We start from the raw sequence: 19078 nt of genomic DNA on the forward strand, positions 1-19078 counted from the left end.
TCAGGGGCGGTCGATCGGCCGGTAGCCGCCGCCGTGGCGCTCCCACACCGGGTCGGTGCACGCCGTGCCGTCCGCGGCGAGGCGCCGCTTGATCACCTTGAACGTCGCCGTTCTCGGCAGGTCGGCCGTCACGCGCACGTACCGGGGACGCTGTTTCGGGCCGAGGTCGTCCTGTTCGTCGAGGAAGTCCGCGAACTCGCCGGGCTCGGGAGCGGCACCGGCGGTGGGCACGATCGCGGCCATGACGTCGTCGCCGACGTGGCCGGGCACGGCGTACACCGCCGCCTCGGCGACGGCGGGGTGGCGCAGGAGGATCCGCTCGATCGGTGCCGTCCCGAGGTTCTCGCCGTCGACGCGTACCCAGTCGGCCGTGCGTCCGGCGAAGTAGGCGAATCCGTCGGCGTCGGCGTAGGCCAGGTCGCCGGTGTGGTATCGGCCGTCGCGCAGCCGGTCGGCGTCCGCGTCGGGGTCGTTGTAGTAGCCCGCGAACCAGCCCGGCCCGGCCAGGTTGACGAGCTCGCCGACGGCGGCGTCGGCGTTGGTGAGCGCCCCGTCCGGGCCGAACTCGGCGGGTGGGCACGGCTCGCCGGTGCGGAGGTCGAGGATGCGTACCCCGTCGGTGAGTCTGCCCAGTGATCCCGCCGGGGTGTCGGGGGTTCTGGCGAAGCCGATGCCGCCCTCGGTCGACCCGTACGCATCGACCACGTGACAGCCGAAGCGTTCGGCGAACGCCGCGAGATCGGCCTCGGCGCCCTCGTTGCCGTAGGCGATGCGCAGCGGGTTGTCGGCGTCGTCGGGCCGCCACGGGGTGGCGAGCACGTACGACAGGGGAGTGCCGACGTAGTCGGTGTAGGTCGCCCCGAACCGTCGCACGTCGGGGAGGAAGCCGCTCGCGGAGAACCGTTCGCGCAGCGCGATCGCGGCGCCCGCGGCGAGTCCGACGGCCCAGCCTGCCATGATCGCGTTCGAGTGGAACATCGGCATCGGGACGTACACGGTGTCGGAGTGCGAGAGTCCGAATCGTTCGGCGAGCATGCGGCCAGGAAACGCGATCTTCCCGTGCGTGCAGCGGACCGGTTTCGGGTCGCCGCTCGTGCCGGAGGTGAAGATCAGCATCAGCAGGTCGTCGGCGGTCACGGGTGCCGGGTCGGCGGCGGCCGGGTCGTCGGGTGGTGCGGCGTGCCGGGCCACGAGGTCCGTCCACTCCGGACCGTCCAGGTCGAGCACGGGAACGCCGACGTCGTCGCCGAGCAGCGGCCGGTACGAGGACTGGGTGAGAACGACGCGGCAGTCCGACACCCGCACGTCCCGCACCAGCGCGGTGCCGCGGCGCGTCGGGTTCAGGCCGACGAGCACCGAGCCGGACAGGGCGCACCCGCCGAGCAGGAACGCGAACTCGGGGACGTTGTCGGCCAGGATGCCGACGTGCGGCGGGCCGTCTCCGGGAACGGTGCCGAGCGGGCCACCGCTCACCGGGTTGCCGCTCACGGGAGCACTGCTCGGAGAACCACTGCCTGAAGAACGCGTGCCTGAAGAACGAACGCTCAGCAGCTCCCGCAGGGCCGCGGCCCGTGCTGCGGACGCGGTGAGGACTTCGCTCCACGACCAGGTCCCGTCGTGGGTCTTCAGGCCCGGCTCCGTGCGGCCTGCCTGGGCCAGCAGCAGCTCGGTGACCGTCGGCGCCGCGGTCACGCGAGCAGCTCCCCGAGCCGGTGCAGCTGGGCCGTCGCACCGCCGACCACGAACTCGCCGCGTTTCGCCGCGACGAAGTACCGGTGCACGTCGTGGTCGACGTCGATGCCGACACCCCCGTGGATGTGCACGGTCGTGTGCGCCACGCGGTGACCGGCCTCGGCGGCCCAGTACTTCGCCGTGGCGATCGCGACATCGACGTCGGTGTCGTGGGTGTGGCCGTCGTCCGGTCGGTCGTCGCCCGTGCGCATCGGGGCCGCTCGGCCGGCCTGTGGCTCCTCCGCGGTGGTCGAGAGCCGCCACGCCGCCTGCCAGAGCGACAGGCGGACGGCGTCGACGTCGATGTAGCCGTCGGCCAGTCGGTGCCGCACGGCCTGGAACCCGCCGATCGGCGTGCCGAACTGGTGTCGTTCGCCCGCGTAGGCGGCCGTGAGTTCCAGCGCGCGCTCCACGACGCCGAGCTGCCGCGCGCACGCGCCGAGCGTGAGACGCCTGCGGAGGAACGGCACCGCGTCGGCGGGCAGGACCGCCCGCGGCCGGACCCCGGCGGCGCGGACGAACGCGGCGTCGGCGTGGTCGACCACCTGCTGCGGCGCGAGCTCCAGACCGGGATCGCCCGCGGCCACCAGCGCGAGGACGTCGCCGTCGGCCGTGGCCGCCTGGATCAGCAGTCCGTCGGCGAACGCGCCGTAGGGCACGGTCTGCGCCTCGCCGGTCAGCCCGCCGTCCGGGGCCAGTGCGAAGCCGGTGGGCGCTCCGTCGTCGGGCACGGCGGCGGTCAGCACCGCGGCGGCCCGCACCACGGGGACGAGCCAGTGTTCCAGCAGCTCGCCGTCGCCGTACTCGGCGAGCACCGCGGCCGCCGGGGAGATCGCGGGCAGGTACGGGACGGGCGCGGCGGCGCGGCCCAGTTCGTGCAGGATCGCGCACTGTTCCAGCACGCCGAACCCGCCGCCGCCGACGTTCGACGGCAGGGCGGCGTCGAGCACGCCCGCCGAGGCGAGTGCTCGCCACAGATCGCGATCGAAACCGCCGGTCCCGTGCGGCGCCGTCGGCGGGTGGTCGGCAGCGATCCGGCGGGTCAGTGCGGCGAGGTCGTGTTGCGCCTCGGTGTGGGTGAAGTCCATCGACGTCTCCTCGGTCGGCGGCACACGATGCGTGATGGTCCGATGTGGATGGTGCTCGGGCGGCGGTGTCGGTCAGCGGGTCACGGGCAGTCCGAGTGCGGTGGAACCGATGATGTCGCGCTGGATCTCGTTGGTGCCGCCGCCGAACGTGAGGATCAGCGCCGACCGGTGGGCCCGTTCGATGTGCCCCTGCAGGACCGCACCCGGTGAGCCCTCCCGGACCAGACCGCCCGCACCGAGGACCTCGAGCAGCAGGCGGTAGGCGTCCGTGGCGAACTCGGTCCCGAACACCTTCGTCGCCGAGGCGTCCGCGGGCGAGACCCCGCCGGTGTCGGCGGTGGAGGCGATCTTCCAGTTGCGGAGCTTGAGATAGTCGGCGTGGGCGTGCACTCGCGCCAGATGCGCGCGGACCCACGCCTGGTCGATGACGCGGCTGCCGTCGGCGCGCGTGCTCTCGCGTGCCCACGCCAGCACCTCGGCCAGCGCCGCCTGGAGCGGCGCCGCGGAGGTGAGCGCGACCCGTTCGTGGTTGAGCTGATTGGTGATCAGCGGCCACCCCGCGTTCTCCTCGGCGATCCGGGCGGAGACGGGCACCCGCACGTCCGAGTAGTAGGTCGCGCTCGTGCCCGGGCCCGCGACGGTGTGGACCTTCGTCCACGAGAACCCCTCCGCCGAGGTCGGCACCGTGAACACGCTGATGCCCTTGTGACGCTTGGCGTCCGGGTCGGTCCGCGCGGCGAGCCACACGTAGTCGGCGTACTCGATGAGGCTGGTCCACATCTTCTGGCCGTTGACGACGTACTCGTCACCGTCCCGGACCGCCCGCGTGCGCAACGCGGCCAGGTCGGTGCCCGCCTCGGGCTCGGAGTAGCCGATGGCGAAGTGGAGTCGCCCGCTCGCGATGCGCGGCAGGAAGTACTCCTTCTGCTCGGGCGTGCCGAACCGCATGATGGTCGGGCCGATGGTGTTGATCGTCAGGAACGGCACCGGCACACCCGCCCTCGCGGCCTCGTCGGTGAAGATCAGCTGGTCCAGCATCGACCGGGCCTGCCCGCCGTACTCCTCAGGCCAGCCGAGCGCCAGCCAGCCGTCCTCGCCGAGCGTGCGAACGATCTCCTTGTACGCGGCGCCGTCGCCGTACTCTCCCCCGTTCCCGTCTCCGACGTCGTTGCCGTCCTCGGCGGGGGAGGAGGCCCGGTGGCCCGCGGTACGCAGTCCGTCGCGTCGCTCCGGCGTCATCAGCGTGGCGAAGTACGCGCGCAGCTCCTCGCGGAGCCGCTCGTGCTCCGGTGCGTACGCGATCCGCATCCGATCCTCCCGTGGGCCGTTGGACGTAGTGAGGACCCGGCCGCCCCACCGGCCCGCGGGGTCGGGTCCTCGCCGACCCGGGCCCGGCCACAGCGCCGATCCCTGTCGGCCATGAGTGTAGAACAGGTTCTATTTGAGGGAACAGGTCCAGCCGGGGCTGTTCTGTGTCCTGTCTGTATTCTCGCCGCTCAACGGTTCGTAGTGACCTCGGCGCGTCGGATGCGAGCCGCGGGTATCGACCCTTGCGGAGAATGAGAACAAATTCTATTGTCGGGTCCCGATGTGAGCCGCGGTGAGCCAGCACACACTCCCGGCCGCGTCGCACACCGAGCACGCTTCAACGAGGAGGCAGTACGTGAGAGCGGCCGTTCTGCACGAGATCGGGACCGACAAGCTCGACCTGCGCGACGACGTCACGGTCGTCGGCCCGGGACCCGGCGAGGTGCGCGTACGTGTGCGTGCCTCGGGCATCTGCCACAGCGATCTGTCCGCGATGACCGGAACACTGCCCGCGATGGCGCCCGGCGTCGTCGGGCACGAAGGCGCGGGCGAGGTCGTGGCCGTCGGCGACGGCGTCGATCACCTGCAGCCCGGCGACCACGTCACGATGTCGTTCGTACCACCGTGCGGGCACTGCCCGGACTGCGTACGCGGCGAACCGAACCTGTGTGCCGTGCACGTCGTCGAGGCGTTCACCACCGCCCGGTTCCGCATCGGGGAGCAGCAGGTGTTCGGCTTCTCCGGTCTCGGCACGTTCGCCGAGGAACTCGTCGTTCCCGCGCCCGCCGCCGTGAAGGTCGATCCCGACGTGCCGTTCGAGACCGCCGCGCTGATCGCCTGCGGTGTGCTCACGGGGGTCGGCGCGGTGCTGAACACCGCGAAGGTCCAACCCGGCTCGACGGCGATCGTGTACGGCTGCGGCGGTGTCGGCATCTCGGTCATCCAGGGGTTGCGCATCGCGGGCGCCACCACGATCGTCGCCGTCGACCCGGTCACGGCGAAGCACGACGTCGCCACGCGGTTCGGTGCGACCCACGCGGTGACGCCGGACCGGGTGGAGGAGACCAAGCACGCGCGGACGGCCTCGCAGGGATTCGACCACGCCTTCGACGTCGTCGGCGCCCCCGCGACGATCCGCTCCGGCTGGGACCACGTGCGCCGTGGCGGGTCCGTGGTGGTGGTCGGCGCGGGCAAGGCCGATGCGATGGTCGAGTTCAGCGCGCAGGAGCTCTTCCTGCACGACAAGAAGATCCTCGGCTCGCTCTACGGCTCCGCGCACGTCGAACGGGACACGGCGGCGATGCTCCGGTTCTGGCGCGCGGGCATGCTCGACCTCGACGGCATGATCAGCCGCCGCATCGCCTTCGACGACCTCAACGCCGGACTCGACACGTTGCGGGCAGGCAGCGGCGACGTGATCCGCCAGGTGGTGACCTTCGGGTGAGTGCTCCGGCAGACCGGCAGGCCGGGGCGGTGCTCGACGGCCGGGTCGCGATCGTCACCGGCGCCGGTGCGGGGCTGGGCCGCGCCGAAGCGCTCGAACTCGCGGTGCAGGGGGCCGCCGTCGTCGTCAACGACGTCGCCGACGACGCGGCCCGCGCCACCGCGGCCGCCGTCGAGGAGGTCGGGGGCAAGGCGCTGGCCGTGGCCGGGGACGTCGGCGAGCGCGCCACGGCCGACGCACTGCTCGCCGCGGCGTCCGAGCATTTCGGCCGCCTCGACGTCGTGGTGAACAACGCGGGCCTGGTACGCGACAAGATGCTGTTCAACCTCACCGACGACGACTGGGACACCGTGGTCCGCGTGCACCTGCGCGGGCACTTCCTGCTGTGCCGGGGCGCGCTGCAGCACTGGCGTGGAGTGTCCAAAGCCGACGGCGGCCCGGCTTACGGCCGGATCGTCAACACCGCGTCGGAGGCGTTCCTGTCCGGTCCGGCCGGGCAGGCGAACTACGGCGCGGCGAAGGCGGGCATCGCGGCGCTGACCGTGTCGACCGCGCGGGCAGGTGCCCGGTACGGCGTGCGCGCCAACGCGATCTGCCCCCGGGCGCGCACCGCGATGACCGCCGAGACGTTCGGCGCCGAAGCCCCTGCCGGCAACGACCCGCTCTCGACCGATCACGTCGCCCCGCTGGTGGCCTACCTCGGCTCACCGGGTGCCGACCACATCAACGGCCAGGTGTTCGTCGTGCACGGCGGCCACGTGGCCCTGCTGAGGCCGCCGTCGATCGAACAGGACTTCGTCACCGCAGGCGAGGCCTGGACGGTCGGCGAACTCGCCGACCGTATCGGCGGCCACTTCGACGACCGCGACCCCGCACGCATGTTCTCCGCGACCGACGTGCTGGAACTGGGACAACCGGGACAGGAGACGCGCCCATGACGCTGACCATGCAACCGCACCGCGAGACGGTGGGACTCGAACCGGGCCTGCTCTACATCGACGGCGAATGGGGTGGGGCCACCGACGGCGCCACCTGGACGCACCGCCACCCCGCCACCGGCGAGGACATCGGCGAGCTCGCCGTCGCGTCGGCGTCCGATGTGGACGCCGCCGTCGCCGCGGCACGCAGGCGGTTCGACTCCGGCGAGTGGTCGAACACCCGCGCGCAGGAGCGGATCGCCGTGCTCCGCCGCTGTGGAGCGCTGCTGCGCGAGCACGCCGAGCAGCTGCGCGGGCTGCAGGCGCTGGACAACTCCGTCCCCGTCGGGTTCGGCGCGGGCGTCTACGCCGTGTCGGTGGAGGTCGCCGCGGACGTGTTCGACCACCACGCCGGCTGGGTCGACAAGCTCGGCGGCGAGACGCTCACGCCGTACCAGGGTGGCGACCACCTGGCGATGACGTTCCGCGAGCCGATCGGCGTGGTCGCGGCGATCCTGCCGTGGAACGCGCCGTTCCTGCTGTTCGCGCAGAAGGTGGCCCCCGCGCTCGCGACCGGCTGCACCGTGGTGCTCAAGCCGTCCGAGTACTGCACGTTCACGGTGCTGCGGATGGTGGAACTGCTGGAGGAGGCAGGCGTGCCCGCGGGCGTGCTCAACGTCGTCACCGGCCCCGGTGACCCGACCGGTGAACGCCTCATCACCCACCCTGACGTCGACAAGGTCAGCTTCACCGGATCACGCGGGGTGGGCAGCCGGATCGTCGAGGCGTCGGCGGCGACGATGAAGCGTGTCTCGCTCGAGCTCGGCGGGAAGAGCCCGGCGATCGTGTTCGACGATGCGGCGGACGTCGGCCTCGCGGCGGCGACGACGATCGGTGCCGTGACCCTCGGCCTGTCCGGTCAGGCGTGCGTCGCCAACACCCGTGCGCTGGTGCACCGCAGCGTCTACGACGAGTTCATCGCCGCGGCCGAGGGGATGGCGGGCATGGTCAGCTACGGTGACCCCTTCGACCCCGCCGTGATGTCGGCACCCCTGATCAACGGTAAGCAGCTCGACCGCGTCCTCGGCTACATCGAGCGGGGCAAGGCGGACGGCGCCCGGCTCGTGACCGGCGGGGAACGCCTCGACGGCGACTACGCGAACGGCAACTTCGTCGCACCGACGATCTTCGCCGACGTCGACAACGCGTCCACCCTCGCGCAGGAGGAGGTCTTCGGCCCTGTCCTGGCGGTGATCCCGTTCGACGACGAGGACGAGGCCGTCGCGATGGCCAACGACACCGAGTACGGTCTCGGCGCCAGCGTGTTCAGCGCGAACGCCCAGCGCACGTTCCGCATGGCACGCAAGGTGCGGGCGGGCACGGTGTGCGTCAACGGATTCCAGCTCGAACCGCACCTGCCGTTCGGCGGCTTCAAACAGTCCGGCCTGGGCCGGGAGGGCGGCAAGTCGTCGATCGAGTCGTTCACCGAGCTCAAGACCGTGCTCATGCCCCTCGGCGACGAGATGATGTGAGCGCGCCGATGACGACTCCCGACACTCTCAGCGGTGGTGTGCGACTCGCGGGCAAGGTCGCGCTGATCACGGGCGCGGCGGGCGGCCAGGGCGCGGCGTTCGCGCGCAGGCTGGTCGCCGAGGGCGCGCGCGTGCTGGTCACCGACGTCGAGGACGCCGGAGGCAAGGAGGTCGCGGCCGGGCTGTGCGCCGAACGCGACGGTGCGGCCGCCTACCAGCGGCTCGACGTGTCGTCCGAAGAGGACTGGGCCTCGGCGGTCGAGCGCGTCACCGAGGAGTTCGGCCCGCCGACCGTGCTGGTCAACAACGCGGGCCTGTTGCACTTCTCGGAGCTGGAACACACCACGCTGGCCGACTACGAGCGGATCCTGCGGGTGAACCAGATCGGTACGTTCCTCGGTATGCGCGCGGTCGTGGCACCCATGACGTCGGCGGGCGGTGGTTCGATCATCAACCTCTCGTCCGTCGAAGGGCTCGCAGGCATGCCCTACGTCGCGGCCTACACGGCCACGAAGTTCGCCATCCGCGGCATGACGAAGGTGGCGGCCCTGGAACTCGGCGGCAACGGCATTCGTGTCAACTCGGTGCACCCGGGCATGATCGACACTGCGATGATCCGCAGATTCACGGGCGAGGACACCGACCTGTCCCCGGTGGGCGGCAAGGTCGCCCTCGGCCGGGTCGGCAGACCCGAGGAGATCGCGGGTCTCGTCGCGTTCCTCGCCAGTGACGACAGCTCGTACAGCACCGGGGCCGAGTTCGTCGCCGACGGCGGTGCGACCGCGACCCACGCGCTGAAGGTGTGACGACCGGGCCGGACCGGCCGGCAGGCGAACGCAGGAGGTGTGATGACCGCACGAACGGGCCCCATCCCGGGCACCGCTGCGTTCGCCCAGGTCGGCCGGCTCACCACGCTGTCGTGGCAGGTGCTGGTCGCGACCCCGCGGCGGCCGTTCCAGTGGCGCGAGTGGATCCAGCAGTGCTGGTTCTTCGCCAGCGTCACGATCCTGCCGACCGCGCTGGTCGCGATCCCGTTCGGCGCGGTCATCGCGTTGCAGCTGGGATCGCTGACGCAGCAGATCGGCGCACAGTCGTTCACCGGTGCGGCCAGCGCGCTGGCGATCGTGCAACAGGCCAGCCCGCTGATCACGGCGCTGCTCGTCGCGGGTGCGGGCGGCAGCGCCGTGTGCGCCGACATCGGCGCCCGCAAGATCCGCGAGGAGATCGATGCGATGGAGGTGCTCGGGGTCGACCCGATCCAGCGCCTCATCGTGCCGCGGGTGCTCGCGGCGATCGTGGTGTCCGTCCTGCTCAACGGCCTGGTCAGCGTGGTCGGCGTGCTCGGCGGCTACTTCTTCAACGTCGTCATGCAGGGCGGCACCCCCGGCGCGTACCTGGCCAGCTTCAACGCGCTCGCGCAGTTGCCGGACCTGTGGATCAGCGAGATCAAAGCCGTGATCTACGGCTTCTTCGCGGGCGTGGTCGCCGCGTTCCGGGGACTCAACCCGGCCGGCGGGCCGAAGGGTGTCGGTGATGCGGTGAACCAGGCCGTCGTGATCACGTTCCTGTTGTTGTTCCTCATCAACGTGGTGCTGACCGCCGTGTACCTGCAGATCGTTCCGCCGAAGGCGTTGTGACGCCATGACAGCGACCCAGGATCGAGACGCCGCCTCGGAGCCCCGGCCGCCCCGGCGCGACCCGCGCGCCGACGACCGCGTGCTGGAGGCCATCGCGCGGCCGGGGGCCGTGTTCGAAGGCCTCGGCGAACAGCTGCTGTTCTACCTCAAGGTGCTCGCCTGGGTGCCGCGCACGGTCCGCCGCTACAGCAAGGAGACGCTGCGACTGCTCACCGAGGTGTGCTTCGGCAGCGGTGGGCTCGCCGTTATCGGCGGCACTCTCGGCGTGATGATCGGCATGACGCTGTTCACCGGCCTCATCGTCGGCATCCAGGGTTACGCGGCGCTCGAACAGCTCGGCACCGCGGCGCTGACGGGCTTCATCTCGGCCTACTTCAACACCCGCGAGGTGGCGCCGCTCGCCGCCGGACTGGCCCTGTCGTCCACGGTCGGCTGCGGTTTCACCGCCCAACTCGGCGCGATGCGGATCTCCGAGGAGATCGACGCGATGGAGGTCATGGGCATCCCGAGCCTGCCGTACCTCGTCACGACGCGGGTCATCGCCGGTGTCGTGGCCGTGATCCCGCTGTACGCCGTGGGACTGTTGTCGTCCTATCTGGCCTCCCGTCAGGTGACGATCTGGATGTACGGGCAGTCCGCGGGAACGTACGACCACTACTTCCACCTGTTCCTCCCGCCGGAGGACGTGCTGTGGTCGTTCCTCAAGGTGATCATCTTCAGCACCATCGTGATCATGTCGCACTGCTTCTACGGCTACTACGCCCGCGGCGGCCCCGCGGGCGTGGGCGTGGCCGTGGGCCGCGCCGTGCGGACGTCGATCGTGCTGGTCGCGGTGCTGGACTTCTTCCTCAGCCTCGCGATCTGGGGTGCGACGACAACGGTCAGGTTGTCCGGATGAGTACGCGCAGAGCGGTGGTCCGCAGGCTCGGGCTGCAGGTGCTCGGGCTGGTGTTCCTCGTCGTGGCGGCGCTGTTCGTCGCCACGACGATCGCGATCTACAACAAGGCGTTCTCCGACGCCGTCTCCGTGCGCCTCGAGACCTCCACCGCGGGCAACCAGCTGCGCAAGGGCGCCGACGTCAAGATCCGCGGGATGCGCGTCGGCGAGGTGCGGTCGGTCTCGACCGACGGTGAGAAGGCGATCCTCGACCTGGCCATCGAGCGTGACCGCATCGACGCCGTTCCCGCGGGCGTGTCTGCGCGGTTGCTGCCGAAGACACTGTTCGGCGAACGGTACGTGGCACTCCAGCCGCCCGAACGGTCCGAAGGCGACGGTGAGGTCACGCCGCTCGCGGCGGGCGACGTCATCACGCAGGACCGCAGCCGCTCCGCGGTCGAACTGGAGCAGGTGCTGTCCAACGTGCTTCCGCTGCTCCAGTCGGTGCAGCCGCAGAAGCTGGCCGGCACGCTCTCCTCGGTCTCCGACGCGCTCGAGGGCCGCGGCGAGCAGCTGGGGGACACGCTCGTGGGGCTGTCGGAGTACCTGAAGGACTTCAACGCGTCGTTGCCGGACCTGTCGCACGACATCACGGCGGCGGCCGACGTGGCCGACATCTACCGCGAGGCGGCTCCCGACTTCCTCGCCGCGATGCGGGATCTGACCACGACGACGCGCACGATCGTGGAGAAACGCGAGGGACTCGCCGGTGTGTACGAGAGCGTGTCCGGAGCGTCCGGTGACCTGGAACGCTTCCTCGCCGCCAACGAGCGCAACATCATCCGGCTCACCACGACGTCCCAGCCGACCCTCGACGTGCTCGCCGAGTACGCGCCGCAGTACCCGTGCATGTTCCGGCAGTTCGCCGAGGCGGTCCCGAACGCCAAGGCCGCGTTCGGCCACGGCGAGGACGAGATGAACCACGTCGTGATCCGGATGCTGGCCGACAATCGCGGCAAGTACGAGCCGGGCGTCGACGAACCGCGCTACGACGACAAGCGCGGCCCGCGGTGCTATCCGCAGATGGTCCCGCCGGAACGGTTCCCGCAGTACCCGCCGGAAGGGCCGCTCAAGGACGGGTCGACGCATCCGGCGCCGTCGAAGAATTCCGGCAGGTTGCCCGGTCCGGTGCTGGGCTACGACGTGCCGTTCCCCGCCGACGGTGACGACAAGGCCGCGCTGCAGGGGAACGGGAACGGGGCCTCGGGCGGAGGCGGGACGTCGCCGGGGCGGGTCTCCTCGCCCGCGAACTCGGCGGCCGAACACCGGCTGATCGGGGTGTTGCAGTCGCCGCACACCGGGATCGCACCGGACGAGTTCCCGGGCTGGGGCGGCGTGCTGCTCGGCCCGCTGTACCGCGGCGCGACCGTGGAGCTGCGATGAGGAGTATCACAGGCCCGCTGCTGAAGATCTCGGTGTTCGCCGCCGTGACGGTGCTGCTGACCGGAATCCTGGCCGCGACCGTCGCCAACACGAACTTCGGTGACACCTCGGGCTACACCGCACGATTCGTCGACGTGTCCGGACTGTCCGAGGGTGACGACGTCCGGATCGCGGGTGTGAAGGTCGGCCAGGTGACGGCGATCTCCCTCGGCGAGGGCGACCACGCCGAGGTCCGGTTCGACGTCGACGGCGAGCGCAGGCTCCCGGGGCTCGTGACGGCCACGGTGAAGTACCGCAACCTCATCGGCCAGCGGTACCTGGCCCTCGGCACCGATGTGCCCGAGCGCGGCCACCTCGAGCCGGGCGGGGTGATCCCGCCCGAACGGACGAGCCCCGCGCTCAACCTGACCGTGCTGTTCAACGGCTTCCAGCCGCTGTTCCGCGCGCTCGATCCGAAGGAGATCAACCAGCTCTCGTACGAGATCATCCGCGTGTTCCAGGGTGAGGGCGGCACGGTCCGCAGTCTGCTGTCGCACACCGCGTCGCTGACCTCGACCCTCGCGTCGAAGGACCGGATCATCGGCCGGACCATCGACAACCTCAACCGCGTGCTCGACACCGTCAACTCCCGCACACCCCAGGTGAAGAGCCTCGTCTCGACGACGCAGCAACTGGTGAGCGGGCTGGCGAAACAGCGGAAACCGATCGGCGAGGCCGTGTCCGGACTCGCCGAACTGACCACGGCGACCCGTGGGTTGCTCGAGGACGCGCGAGCGCCGCTGCGCAAGGACGTCGCGGCGCTGCGCGAGCTCGCCGGTGGGCTCGCCGGGTCGCGCGAGCTGATCGACGAGGTGCTGACGACGCTGCCGGGCCACCTCAACAAGTTCACGCGCGCGGTCAGCTACGGCAGCTGGTTCAACTACTTCCTGTGTGACCTGCGCGGGACGATCGGCATCAAGGCCCTCAACGTCGAGGTGCCGATCCTGCCGCTGCCCGCGACGCAGCAGCCGGAGAGGTGTCGGACAGAGTGAAACCGCTGAAGGAACGCAACCAGGCCGCGGTGGGAGTCGTGGCGCTCGTGCTGGTGTCCCTCGCGATCGTCACGGCCTACCGGGCCGACGAGATCCCGATCCTCAACGACCGGACGAGCTACGCCGCGCACTTCGCCGAGTCCGCGGGGCTGGCCGAGGGCAACGACGTGCAACTGGCGGGCGTGAAGGTCGGTGAGGTGGACGAGGTCGTGCTCGACGGCACGCACGTGCGCGCGACGTTCTCGCTCGACGGGGTCGACACCTCCAGGATCGGCGACCGGACGAGGGCGTCGATCGAGATCAAGACCCTGCTGGGGGAGAAGTACCTCGCGCTCCACCCCGAGGGCGAGCCGGCGCAGGACCCGGTCGAGCCGATCCCGGTGGACCGCACCGAGACGCCGTTCGAGCTGCAGGACGCGTTCGACCAGTTGTCCGGCACGGTCGACGACATCGACACCGACCGGCTCGCGAAGAGTTTCGACGTGGTGGCCGACACGTTCGCCGACACGCCGAAGCCGATGACCGAGGCGTTGCAGGGACTCTCGGCACTGTCGGAGACCGTGTCGTCGCGGGACGCGGAACTCGGCCGACTGTTGTCGAACACCAACAAGATCACCGGCACGTTGCGTAGCAGGAACCAGCAGCTGCGCAAGGTGATCGGCGACGGCAACTCGCTGCTGACGGAACTGCAGAACCGGCGGCAGGACATCAACCGGCTGCTGGTCGGGACCCGGCAGGTCTCGCAGCAGCTGTCCGGGGTCGTCGACGACAACCGCGAGCAACTGAAGCCGGCGCTGACAGAGCTGAGCAAGGTGACGACCGTGCTGCAGCGCAACCAGGACAACCTGGACCGGAGCCTGGAACTGCTCGCGCCGTTCACCCGGCTCGGCACCAACGTCACCGGCAACGGCCGGTGGTTCGACGGGTACATCTGCGGCCTGCTGCCGCCGACGATCAACACCGGCACCGGATACGAGTACAACTCGGAGGGCTGCGTCGGCGACATGGCCGCGCCGGACCAGGGCGTCGGAGGTGGCCGATGACGATGGACACCCGCGCGGGCCGGAGCGTCTACCGCTGGCTGGCGACGGCCTGCGTCGCCGCACTGCTGCTGACCGGAGGGGTCTGGTGGCTCCTCCGCGAAGAGGCGGGCATCCGGCTGACGGCCCACTTCGACCGTGCGGTCGGGCTGTACGCCGGGTCGACGGTGCGGGTGCTCGGCATCGAGGTCGGTGAGATCACGCGGGTGCAGCCGCAGGGCGAACGCGTCGCGGTGTCCATGCGGGTCGACAGCGGGGTGCGGGTGCCGCGCGACGCGGACGCGGTCGTCGTCGCGCCCAGTCTGGTCAGCGACCGTTACGTGCAGTTGACGCCGGTGTACGACGGCGGTCCGGTCCTGTCCTCCGGCACGGTCATCGCGCGCGAGCGCACCGCGACGCCGATGGAGATCGACGACCTGTACGCGAGCCTGGACGAGCTGGCGACCGCGCTGGGGCCCGACGGGGCCAACTCCGACGGGGCGTTGTCGCGGGTCCTCGACACGACCGCGGCCAACCTCGAGGGCAACGGCCGGAACCTGAACACCACGGTCACGAAACTGTCCGAACTGGCCACGACACTCGACGGTTCGTCCGAGGACCTGTTCGGCACGGTGCGGAACCTGCAGAAGTTCACCGAGCTGCTCGCGACGAGCGATGCGCAGCTGAACCGGTTCTATCAGCGGCTGGCCGAGGTGAGCGGGTTCCTGTCCGAGGACTCCGACGACGTCGGCAAGGCGCTGTCGTCACTGGGCGGGGCGCTGGGCAAGGTGAAGGGTTTCGTCGGGGAGAACCGCACGGCGCTCTCGGACAACATCGGCAAACTCGAAGGCATCACCCAGGTGCTGGTCGACCAGCGCGCCGCGGTGGCCGAGATCGCCGACGTCGCGCCGCTCGGGCTGTCGAACTTCATCAACTCCTACGACGCCGCGTCCGGGTCGATCGCGATCCGGTACAACTTCAACGAGGTCACCAATCCGCTGATGACGACGGCGTGCAAGCTGACGAAGTCGCTGGCCGACCACCGGCTGCCGGCCTCGCTCGACAAGCTCTGCGAGATCCTCGGCCCGGTCGTGGACGGGAAGGCCGACCTGCCGTCGGTCTCCCAGCTGCTGGCCTCGATCCAGAGCGGGGAACTGCCCCCGCTGCCGTTGCCGTCGATCATCGCACCGGGAGGCCGGTGATGACGACGACGGCGAGGGTGATGGAGCGGGCGCCCGCCGGTGGGCGCCCCGGACGGGTGCGCCGGATCGTGCACCTGATGTTGGTGTCCCTGTTGTTGCTGGTGGCGGGGTGCGGCGACGGCGGGTTCTCGGGCCTGTACGGCGCCCCGTTGCCCGGCGGTGCCGACCTCGGGGACCGGCCGTATCGGATCACGGTGCGGTTCCAGGACGTGCTCGACCTCGTGCCGCAGGCGGCGGTGAAGGTCAACGACGTCGCCGTCGGGCGGGTGGAACGGGTGCGGCTCGCCGACGACGGCACGACCGCGCTCGCGGACCTCGCTGTGAACGGGGACATCACGCTGCCCGCCAACGCGGAGGCTGAGCTGCGCCAGTCGAGCCTCCTCGGGGAGAAGTTCGTCGAGCTGCGGCCGCCCGGAGACGGGGGCGGCCGTGGAGCGCTCGACGACGGCGACGTGATCCCGCTCGACCGGACGAACCGCAACCCCCAGGTCGAAGAGGTGCTCGGTGCGCTGTCGCTGCTGCTCAACGGGGGCGGCGTGGAACAGCTCCGCGACATCGTCGGAGAGCTCAACAACACGTTGGCCGGCAACGAACCGGAACTCAAGGCGTTGCTCACCCGCGTGGACGAGTTGGCAACCACATTGGATGGACAGCGTGGTGAGATCGTGCGGGCGATCGAGGGCGTGCACCGGTTGTCCGGAACGCTGTCGAAGCAGCGGGGGCACCTGGCCACGGCGCTCGATCACCTGGAACCCGGGCTGAAGGTCGTCTCCGGTCAGCGCGAGCAGCTGGTCGGCATGCTGACGTCGCTGCGGAAACTCTCCGGCACCGGCACGCGGGTGGTCGACGCCAGCAAGCAGAGCCTTGTCGCGAACCTGAAGGCGTTGACTCCGACGCTGGAGAAGCTCGCGGAGGCCGGCGCCGACCTGCCGCAGGCGATGCAGCTGCTGCCCAGCTATCCGATCCCGGTGTTCGGCGAGTCGATCATGCACGGGGACTACGCGAACGTGAGCGTACGGCTGGATCTGCAGCTCGACGCGATTCTGGAGAACATTCTCAACGCGCGCAGGCCGCCGGTGCAGCTGCCGCACGACGACGGCACCGGCGCCGAGGGCGCGATTCCGTTCAACGACGGCACCGCCCCGCCACCGTTGCCGCTGCCCGGCGCCTCGCAGCAGCTGACCGCTCCGCAGGACGGTGGTGAGCAGGCACCTGTCGGCCACGGTCGTGGCGACGGCGGCGTCGGTGGCTTGGTCGGCGGACTGCTGGGAGGTGGCTGATGCGACTGGAACGCAAGAACCGGGTGCAGCTGGTGGTGTTCGGCCTCATCTCGCTGCTGGCCGTCGGCTACGCGGGGGGCACGTACGCCGGACTGGACCGGCTGTTCGGCAACCGCGGGTACGTCGTCCACGTGCAGCTCACCGAGTCGGGCGGCATCTTCGAGAACGCCGAGGTCGCCTACCGCGGGGTGACGGTCGGGCGGGTCGCCGCCCTCCGGCTCGACGGCGACGGCGTGACCGTCGACCTGGACATCGAGGAGGGCTCCCCGGACATCCCCGCCGACTCCGAGGCCGTCGTCGCCAACCGGTCGGCGGTCGGTGAGCAATATGTCGACTTGCGGCCCCGGTCCGGGGACGGGCCGTACCTCGAGCACGGTTCGACCATCGACAGCGAACGGACCGGAACCCCGGTCCCGCCCGGCCGGCTGTTGCAGAACCTGAACCGGCTCGTGTCCAGTGTGGATCCGAAGTCGCTCCGGACCGTCGTCGACGAGTTCGACACCGCGTTCACCGGGGTGGGCCCGGATCTGGGCCGGCTGCTGGACTCGGCGGGGTCACTGACGGCAGGGGCCCGCGAGCACCTGCCGCAGACGGCGACACTGCTGCGGCAGAGCCGGACGGTCCTCGACACCCAGCGGAGGAACTCGGCGCAACTGCGCTCGATCGCGGGTGGATTCCGCGACATCGCGGCGCAGCTGAAGAAGTCCGACTCCGACCTGAGGACCGTCGTCGACCAGGCCCCGGCTGCGAGCCGGGAGATCTCGGCACTGCTCGACGAGTCGGGGTCGAGCCTGTCGGTGCTCGTCGCGAACCTGCTGACGACCTCGCAGGTGCTGGAACCGCGGACCGACGCGCTCGAACACATGCTGGTGGCGCTGCCGATGGTGTCCGGCTTCTCGCGGTCGGTCGTGTCCAACGGTGAAGGGCATCTCGGCTTCGTGCCCACGTTCTTCGACCCGCACGGCTGCACCAAGGGGTACGAGGGCACCGAGCGCCGTCCCGCGAACGACACGCGGAACACTCCGCCCAACACCGAGGCCTACTGCGCCGAGCCGCCCGGCAGCCCGAGCAACGTGCGGGGTGCGCAGAACGCGCCGGTGGCGGGTGACCCGGTGCAGGTCCCGGGCGGCGAGCAGGACCCGTCGGGCGGCTCGGGCGAGGCGCCGGACCGCGACGCGGTGCGCGGCCAAGGACGCGAGAACGGCGAGGGCGGGTTGCCGGGGCTGCTCGACTTGTCGGCGGGAACCGGGGGCTCGGGGCGCGGCGCGGGCACGGAGCACGGCGGCAGCGCGGACGCCGGGTCGTCCGGCGGCGGACTGGGCGGCCTGTTGGGGGTGCCGGAATGAGGCCGGCTGCGCTGTTGCGCGACGTGGTCCGGGACCGTGCGGTGGCCGTGCTGGTCGCCGTCGCCGTGATCGCGGCGCTGGCGTGCGCGGGTCTGGGCTGGCGCTGGTGGGCCGTCGCCCACGGTGAGCCGGCGACCACCGCGGCGACCCGGGACGCCGCTGTGTCCCAGGGAACCCGTGCGCTCGACGTGCTCCACACGATCGACCACCGCACCGCCGCCGCGGACCTCGACGCGTGGGCCCGGGTCACGTCGGGGCCGCTGCGCAGCAGGCTGACCGGCGACCGGGAGCGGCACATCGAGCGTGCGCGGGCCGATGAGACGGTCGCCACCGCCACGGTGACCCGGACGGCACTGTCCGAACTGGACACCGGGAAGGGGACGGCGCGGCTGCTCGCCGTCGTGGACACCGACGTCGGCGACGAGCGCCGGCGCAGCACGCTGATCGCATCGCTGACACGGAAGGACGGCCGGTGGACCGTGTCGAACGTGCAGGCGGTGGGATCGTGACCCGGCCTGCCGCGTCCGGGGTGGACTCACAACCCGACGACGCGGTGGCCGGCGACGCGGTGGCCGACGAGGTGGAGCCCGACGACGATCCGGACACCGACGGCACCGACGGCACCGACGGCACCGACGGCACCGACGGCGCCGTGGGCGAGGACGCGACCGCGGCCCCGCGTCGCGGGCCGGCGAGTCGGAGGGCGACGGTGCCTGCGGTGCTGGCCGCGGTGTGCGTCGTGGCCGCGGCGAGCGCGGTCTGGCTGGGGGTGCAGGCAGGGCGAGCGGCGCCGGCCGACGTGGCACACGTCGACGGGGAGCGGACGCGGCAGGTGAGCGAGCAGGTCGGTCAGGCCGTCACGGCCGTGTTCTCGTACGACCGCGGCGATCTGGCGCGTACCGAGCGGGCTGCCGACCGGATGCTCACCGGAGCGGCGCGCCGGGAGTACGACGCCACGTTTGCCAGACTCCGCGAGCAGGCGGGCGGGTCCGGTGCGGTGCAGTCGACGACGGTGCGGTCGGTCGGCGTGCGCAGCCTGGAGGGTGACCGTGCGCAGCTGCTCGTGCTGGCCGATCGCCGGGTGCTCGACCGGGACATGCGCTCGCGCGGTTCGCACGTGGTGTGGATCGACGTCGTGGCGGTGCACGCCGACGGAGGCTGGCGGATCGCCGAGATGTCCCCGCTGTGAGTGCGCGAACGTGCGAGCCCGGTGGTGGTGTGCTG

At 71.1% G+C, this 19078-nt stretch carries 17 protein-coding genes; 14 read left to right on the plus strand and 3 right to left on the minus strand.

The features are described 5' to 3' along the window. The 3 genes from LY13_RS10660 to LY13_RS10670 form a co-directional block, all read right to left on the minus strand. The gene (locus LY13_RS10660) at nucleotides 1–1692 is read right to left on the minus strand and encodes an AMP-binding protein (RefSeq protein WP_253828180.1); all 1692 of its coding nucleotides are present in this window, start codon (nucleotides 1690–1692) and stop codon (nucleotides 1–3) included. Next, complete coding sequence (locus LY13_RS10665) at nucleotides 1689–2819, minus strand: acyl-CoA dehydrogenase family protein (RefSeq protein ID WP_253828181.1); 1131 nt, start codon at nucleotides 2817–2819, stop codon at nucleotides 1689–1691. Before LY13_RS10665 ends, LY13_RS10660 begins: the two co-directional genes overlap by 4 nt. A gap of 72 nt (nucleotides 2820–2891) precedes the next feature. Further along, the gene (locus LY13_RS10670) at nucleotides 2892–4127 is read right to left on the minus strand and encodes an acyl-CoA dehydrogenase family protein (RefSeq protein WP_253828182.1); all 1236 of its coding nucleotides are present in this window, start codon (nucleotides 4125–4127) and stop codon (nucleotides 2892–2894) included. A gap of 355 nt (nucleotides 4128–4482) precedes the next feature. Here LY13_RS10670 and LY13_RS10675 point away from each other — a divergent pair, with 355 nt between their 5' ends. From LY13_RS10675 to LY13_RS10740, 14 genes are all read left to right on the plus strand, one after another. After that, the gene (locus tag LY13_RS10675) at nucleotides 4483–5571 is read left to right on the plus strand and encodes a Zn-dependent alcohol dehydrogenase (protein ID WP_253828183.1); all 1089 of its coding nucleotides are present in this window, start codon (nucleotides 4483–4485) and stop codon (nucleotides 5569–5571) included. Between the two features lie 29 nt (nucleotides 5572–5600). Further along, a complete protein-coding gene (locus LY13_RS10680) occupies nucleotides 5601–6509 on the plus strand; it encodes a 3-oxoacyl-ACP reductase (RefSeq protein WP_253828251.1) in 909 nt (302 codons plus the stop codon). Next, the gene (locus tag LY13_RS10685) at nucleotides 6506–8020 is read left to right on the plus strand and encodes an aldehyde dehydrogenase family protein (RefSeq protein ID WP_253828184.1); all 1515 of its coding nucleotides are present in this window, start codon (nucleotides 6506–6508) and stop codon (nucleotides 8018–8020) included. The genes LY13_RS10680 and LY13_RS10685 overlap by 4 nt, the downstream gene beginning before the upstream one ends. Before the next feature lie 8 nt (nucleotides 8021–8028). Next, a complete protein-coding gene (locus LY13_RS10690) occupies nucleotides 8029–8826 on the plus strand; it encodes a glucose 1-dehydrogenase (RefSeq protein WP_253828185.1) in 798 nt (265 codons plus the stop codon). A 42-nt stretch (nucleotides 8827–8868) separates the two neighbouring features. After that, the gene (locus LY13_RS10695) at nucleotides 8869–9657 is read left to right on the plus strand and encodes an MlaE family ABC transporter permease (RefSeq protein WP_253828186.1); all 789 of its coding nucleotides are present in this window, start codon (nucleotides 8869–8871) and stop codon (nucleotides 9655–9657) included. A gap of 4 nt (nucleotides 9658–9661) precedes the next feature. Then, complete coding sequence (locus LY13_RS10700; protein WP_253828187.1) at nucleotides 9662–10555, plus strand: MlaE family ABC transporter permease; 894 nt, start codon at nucleotides 9662–9664, stop codon at nucleotides 10553–10555. Further along, nucleotides 10552–11976, plus strand: a complete 1425-nt coding sequence (locus LY13_RS10705) for an MCE family protein (protein WP_253828188.1) — start codon at nucleotides 10552–10554, stop codon at nucleotides 11974–11976. The genes LY13_RS10700 and LY13_RS10705 overlap by 4 nt, the downstream gene beginning before the upstream one ends. Beyond that, the gene (locus LY13_RS10710) at nucleotides 11973–13007 is read left to right on the plus strand and encodes an MCE family protein (protein ID WP_253828189.1); all 1035 of its coding nucleotides are present in this window, start codon (nucleotides 11973–11975) and stop codon (nucleotides 13005–13007) included. The genes LY13_RS10705 and LY13_RS10710 overlap by 4 nt, the downstream gene beginning before the upstream one ends. After that, a complete protein-coding gene (locus tag LY13_RS10715) occupies nucleotides 13004–14050 on the plus strand; it encodes an MCE family protein (RefSeq protein ID WP_253828190.1) in 1047 nt (348 codons plus the stop codon). Before LY13_RS10710 ends, LY13_RS10715 begins: the two co-directional genes overlap by 4 nt. Continuing rightward, entirely contained in the window at nucleotides 14047–15228 is a 1182-nt protein-coding gene (locus LY13_RS10720; protein WP_253828191.1) for an MCE family protein, read from the plus strand. The genes LY13_RS10715 and LY13_RS10720 overlap by 4 nt, the downstream gene beginning before the upstream one ends. A 77-nt stretch (nucleotides 15229–15305) precedes the next feature. Further along, nucleotides 15306–16508 carry an MCE family protein gene (locus tag LY13_RS10725; protein WP_372493809.1) on the plus strand — a complete coding sequence of 401 codons (1203 nt, stop codon included), beginning with the start codon at nucleotides 15306–15308 and terminating at the stop codon, nucleotides 16506–16508. After that, on the plus strand, nucleotides 16508–17854 hold the full coding sequence (locus LY13_RS10730) for an MCE family protein (protein ID WP_253828193.1): 1347 nt from the start codon (nucleotides 16508–16510) through the stop codon (nucleotides 17852–17854). Before LY13_RS10725 ends, LY13_RS10730 begins: the two co-directional genes overlap by 1 nt. Continuing rightward, on the plus strand, nucleotides 17851–18363 hold the full coding sequence (locus tag LY13_RS10735; RefSeq protein WP_253828194.1) for a hypothetical protein: 513 nt from the start codon (nucleotides 17851–17853) through the stop codon (nucleotides 18361–18363). Before LY13_RS10730 ends, LY13_RS10735 begins: the two co-directional genes overlap by 4 nt. Further along, the gene (locus tag LY13_RS10740; RefSeq protein ID WP_253828195.1) at nucleotides 18360–19043 is read left to right on the plus strand and encodes a hypothetical protein; all 684 of its coding nucleotides are present in this window, start codon (nucleotides 18360–18362) and stop codon (nucleotides 19041–19043) included. Before LY13_RS10735 ends, LY13_RS10740 begins: the two co-directional genes overlap by 4 nt. The last annotated feature ends 35 nt before the right edge of the window (nucleotides 19044–19078 follow it).

Origin of the sequence: Prauserella aidingensis (assembly GCF_024171865.1) — a bacterium.
GTDB lineage: Bacteria > Actinomycetota > Actinomycetes > Mycobacteriales > Pseudonocardiaceae > Prauserella > Prauserella aidingensis.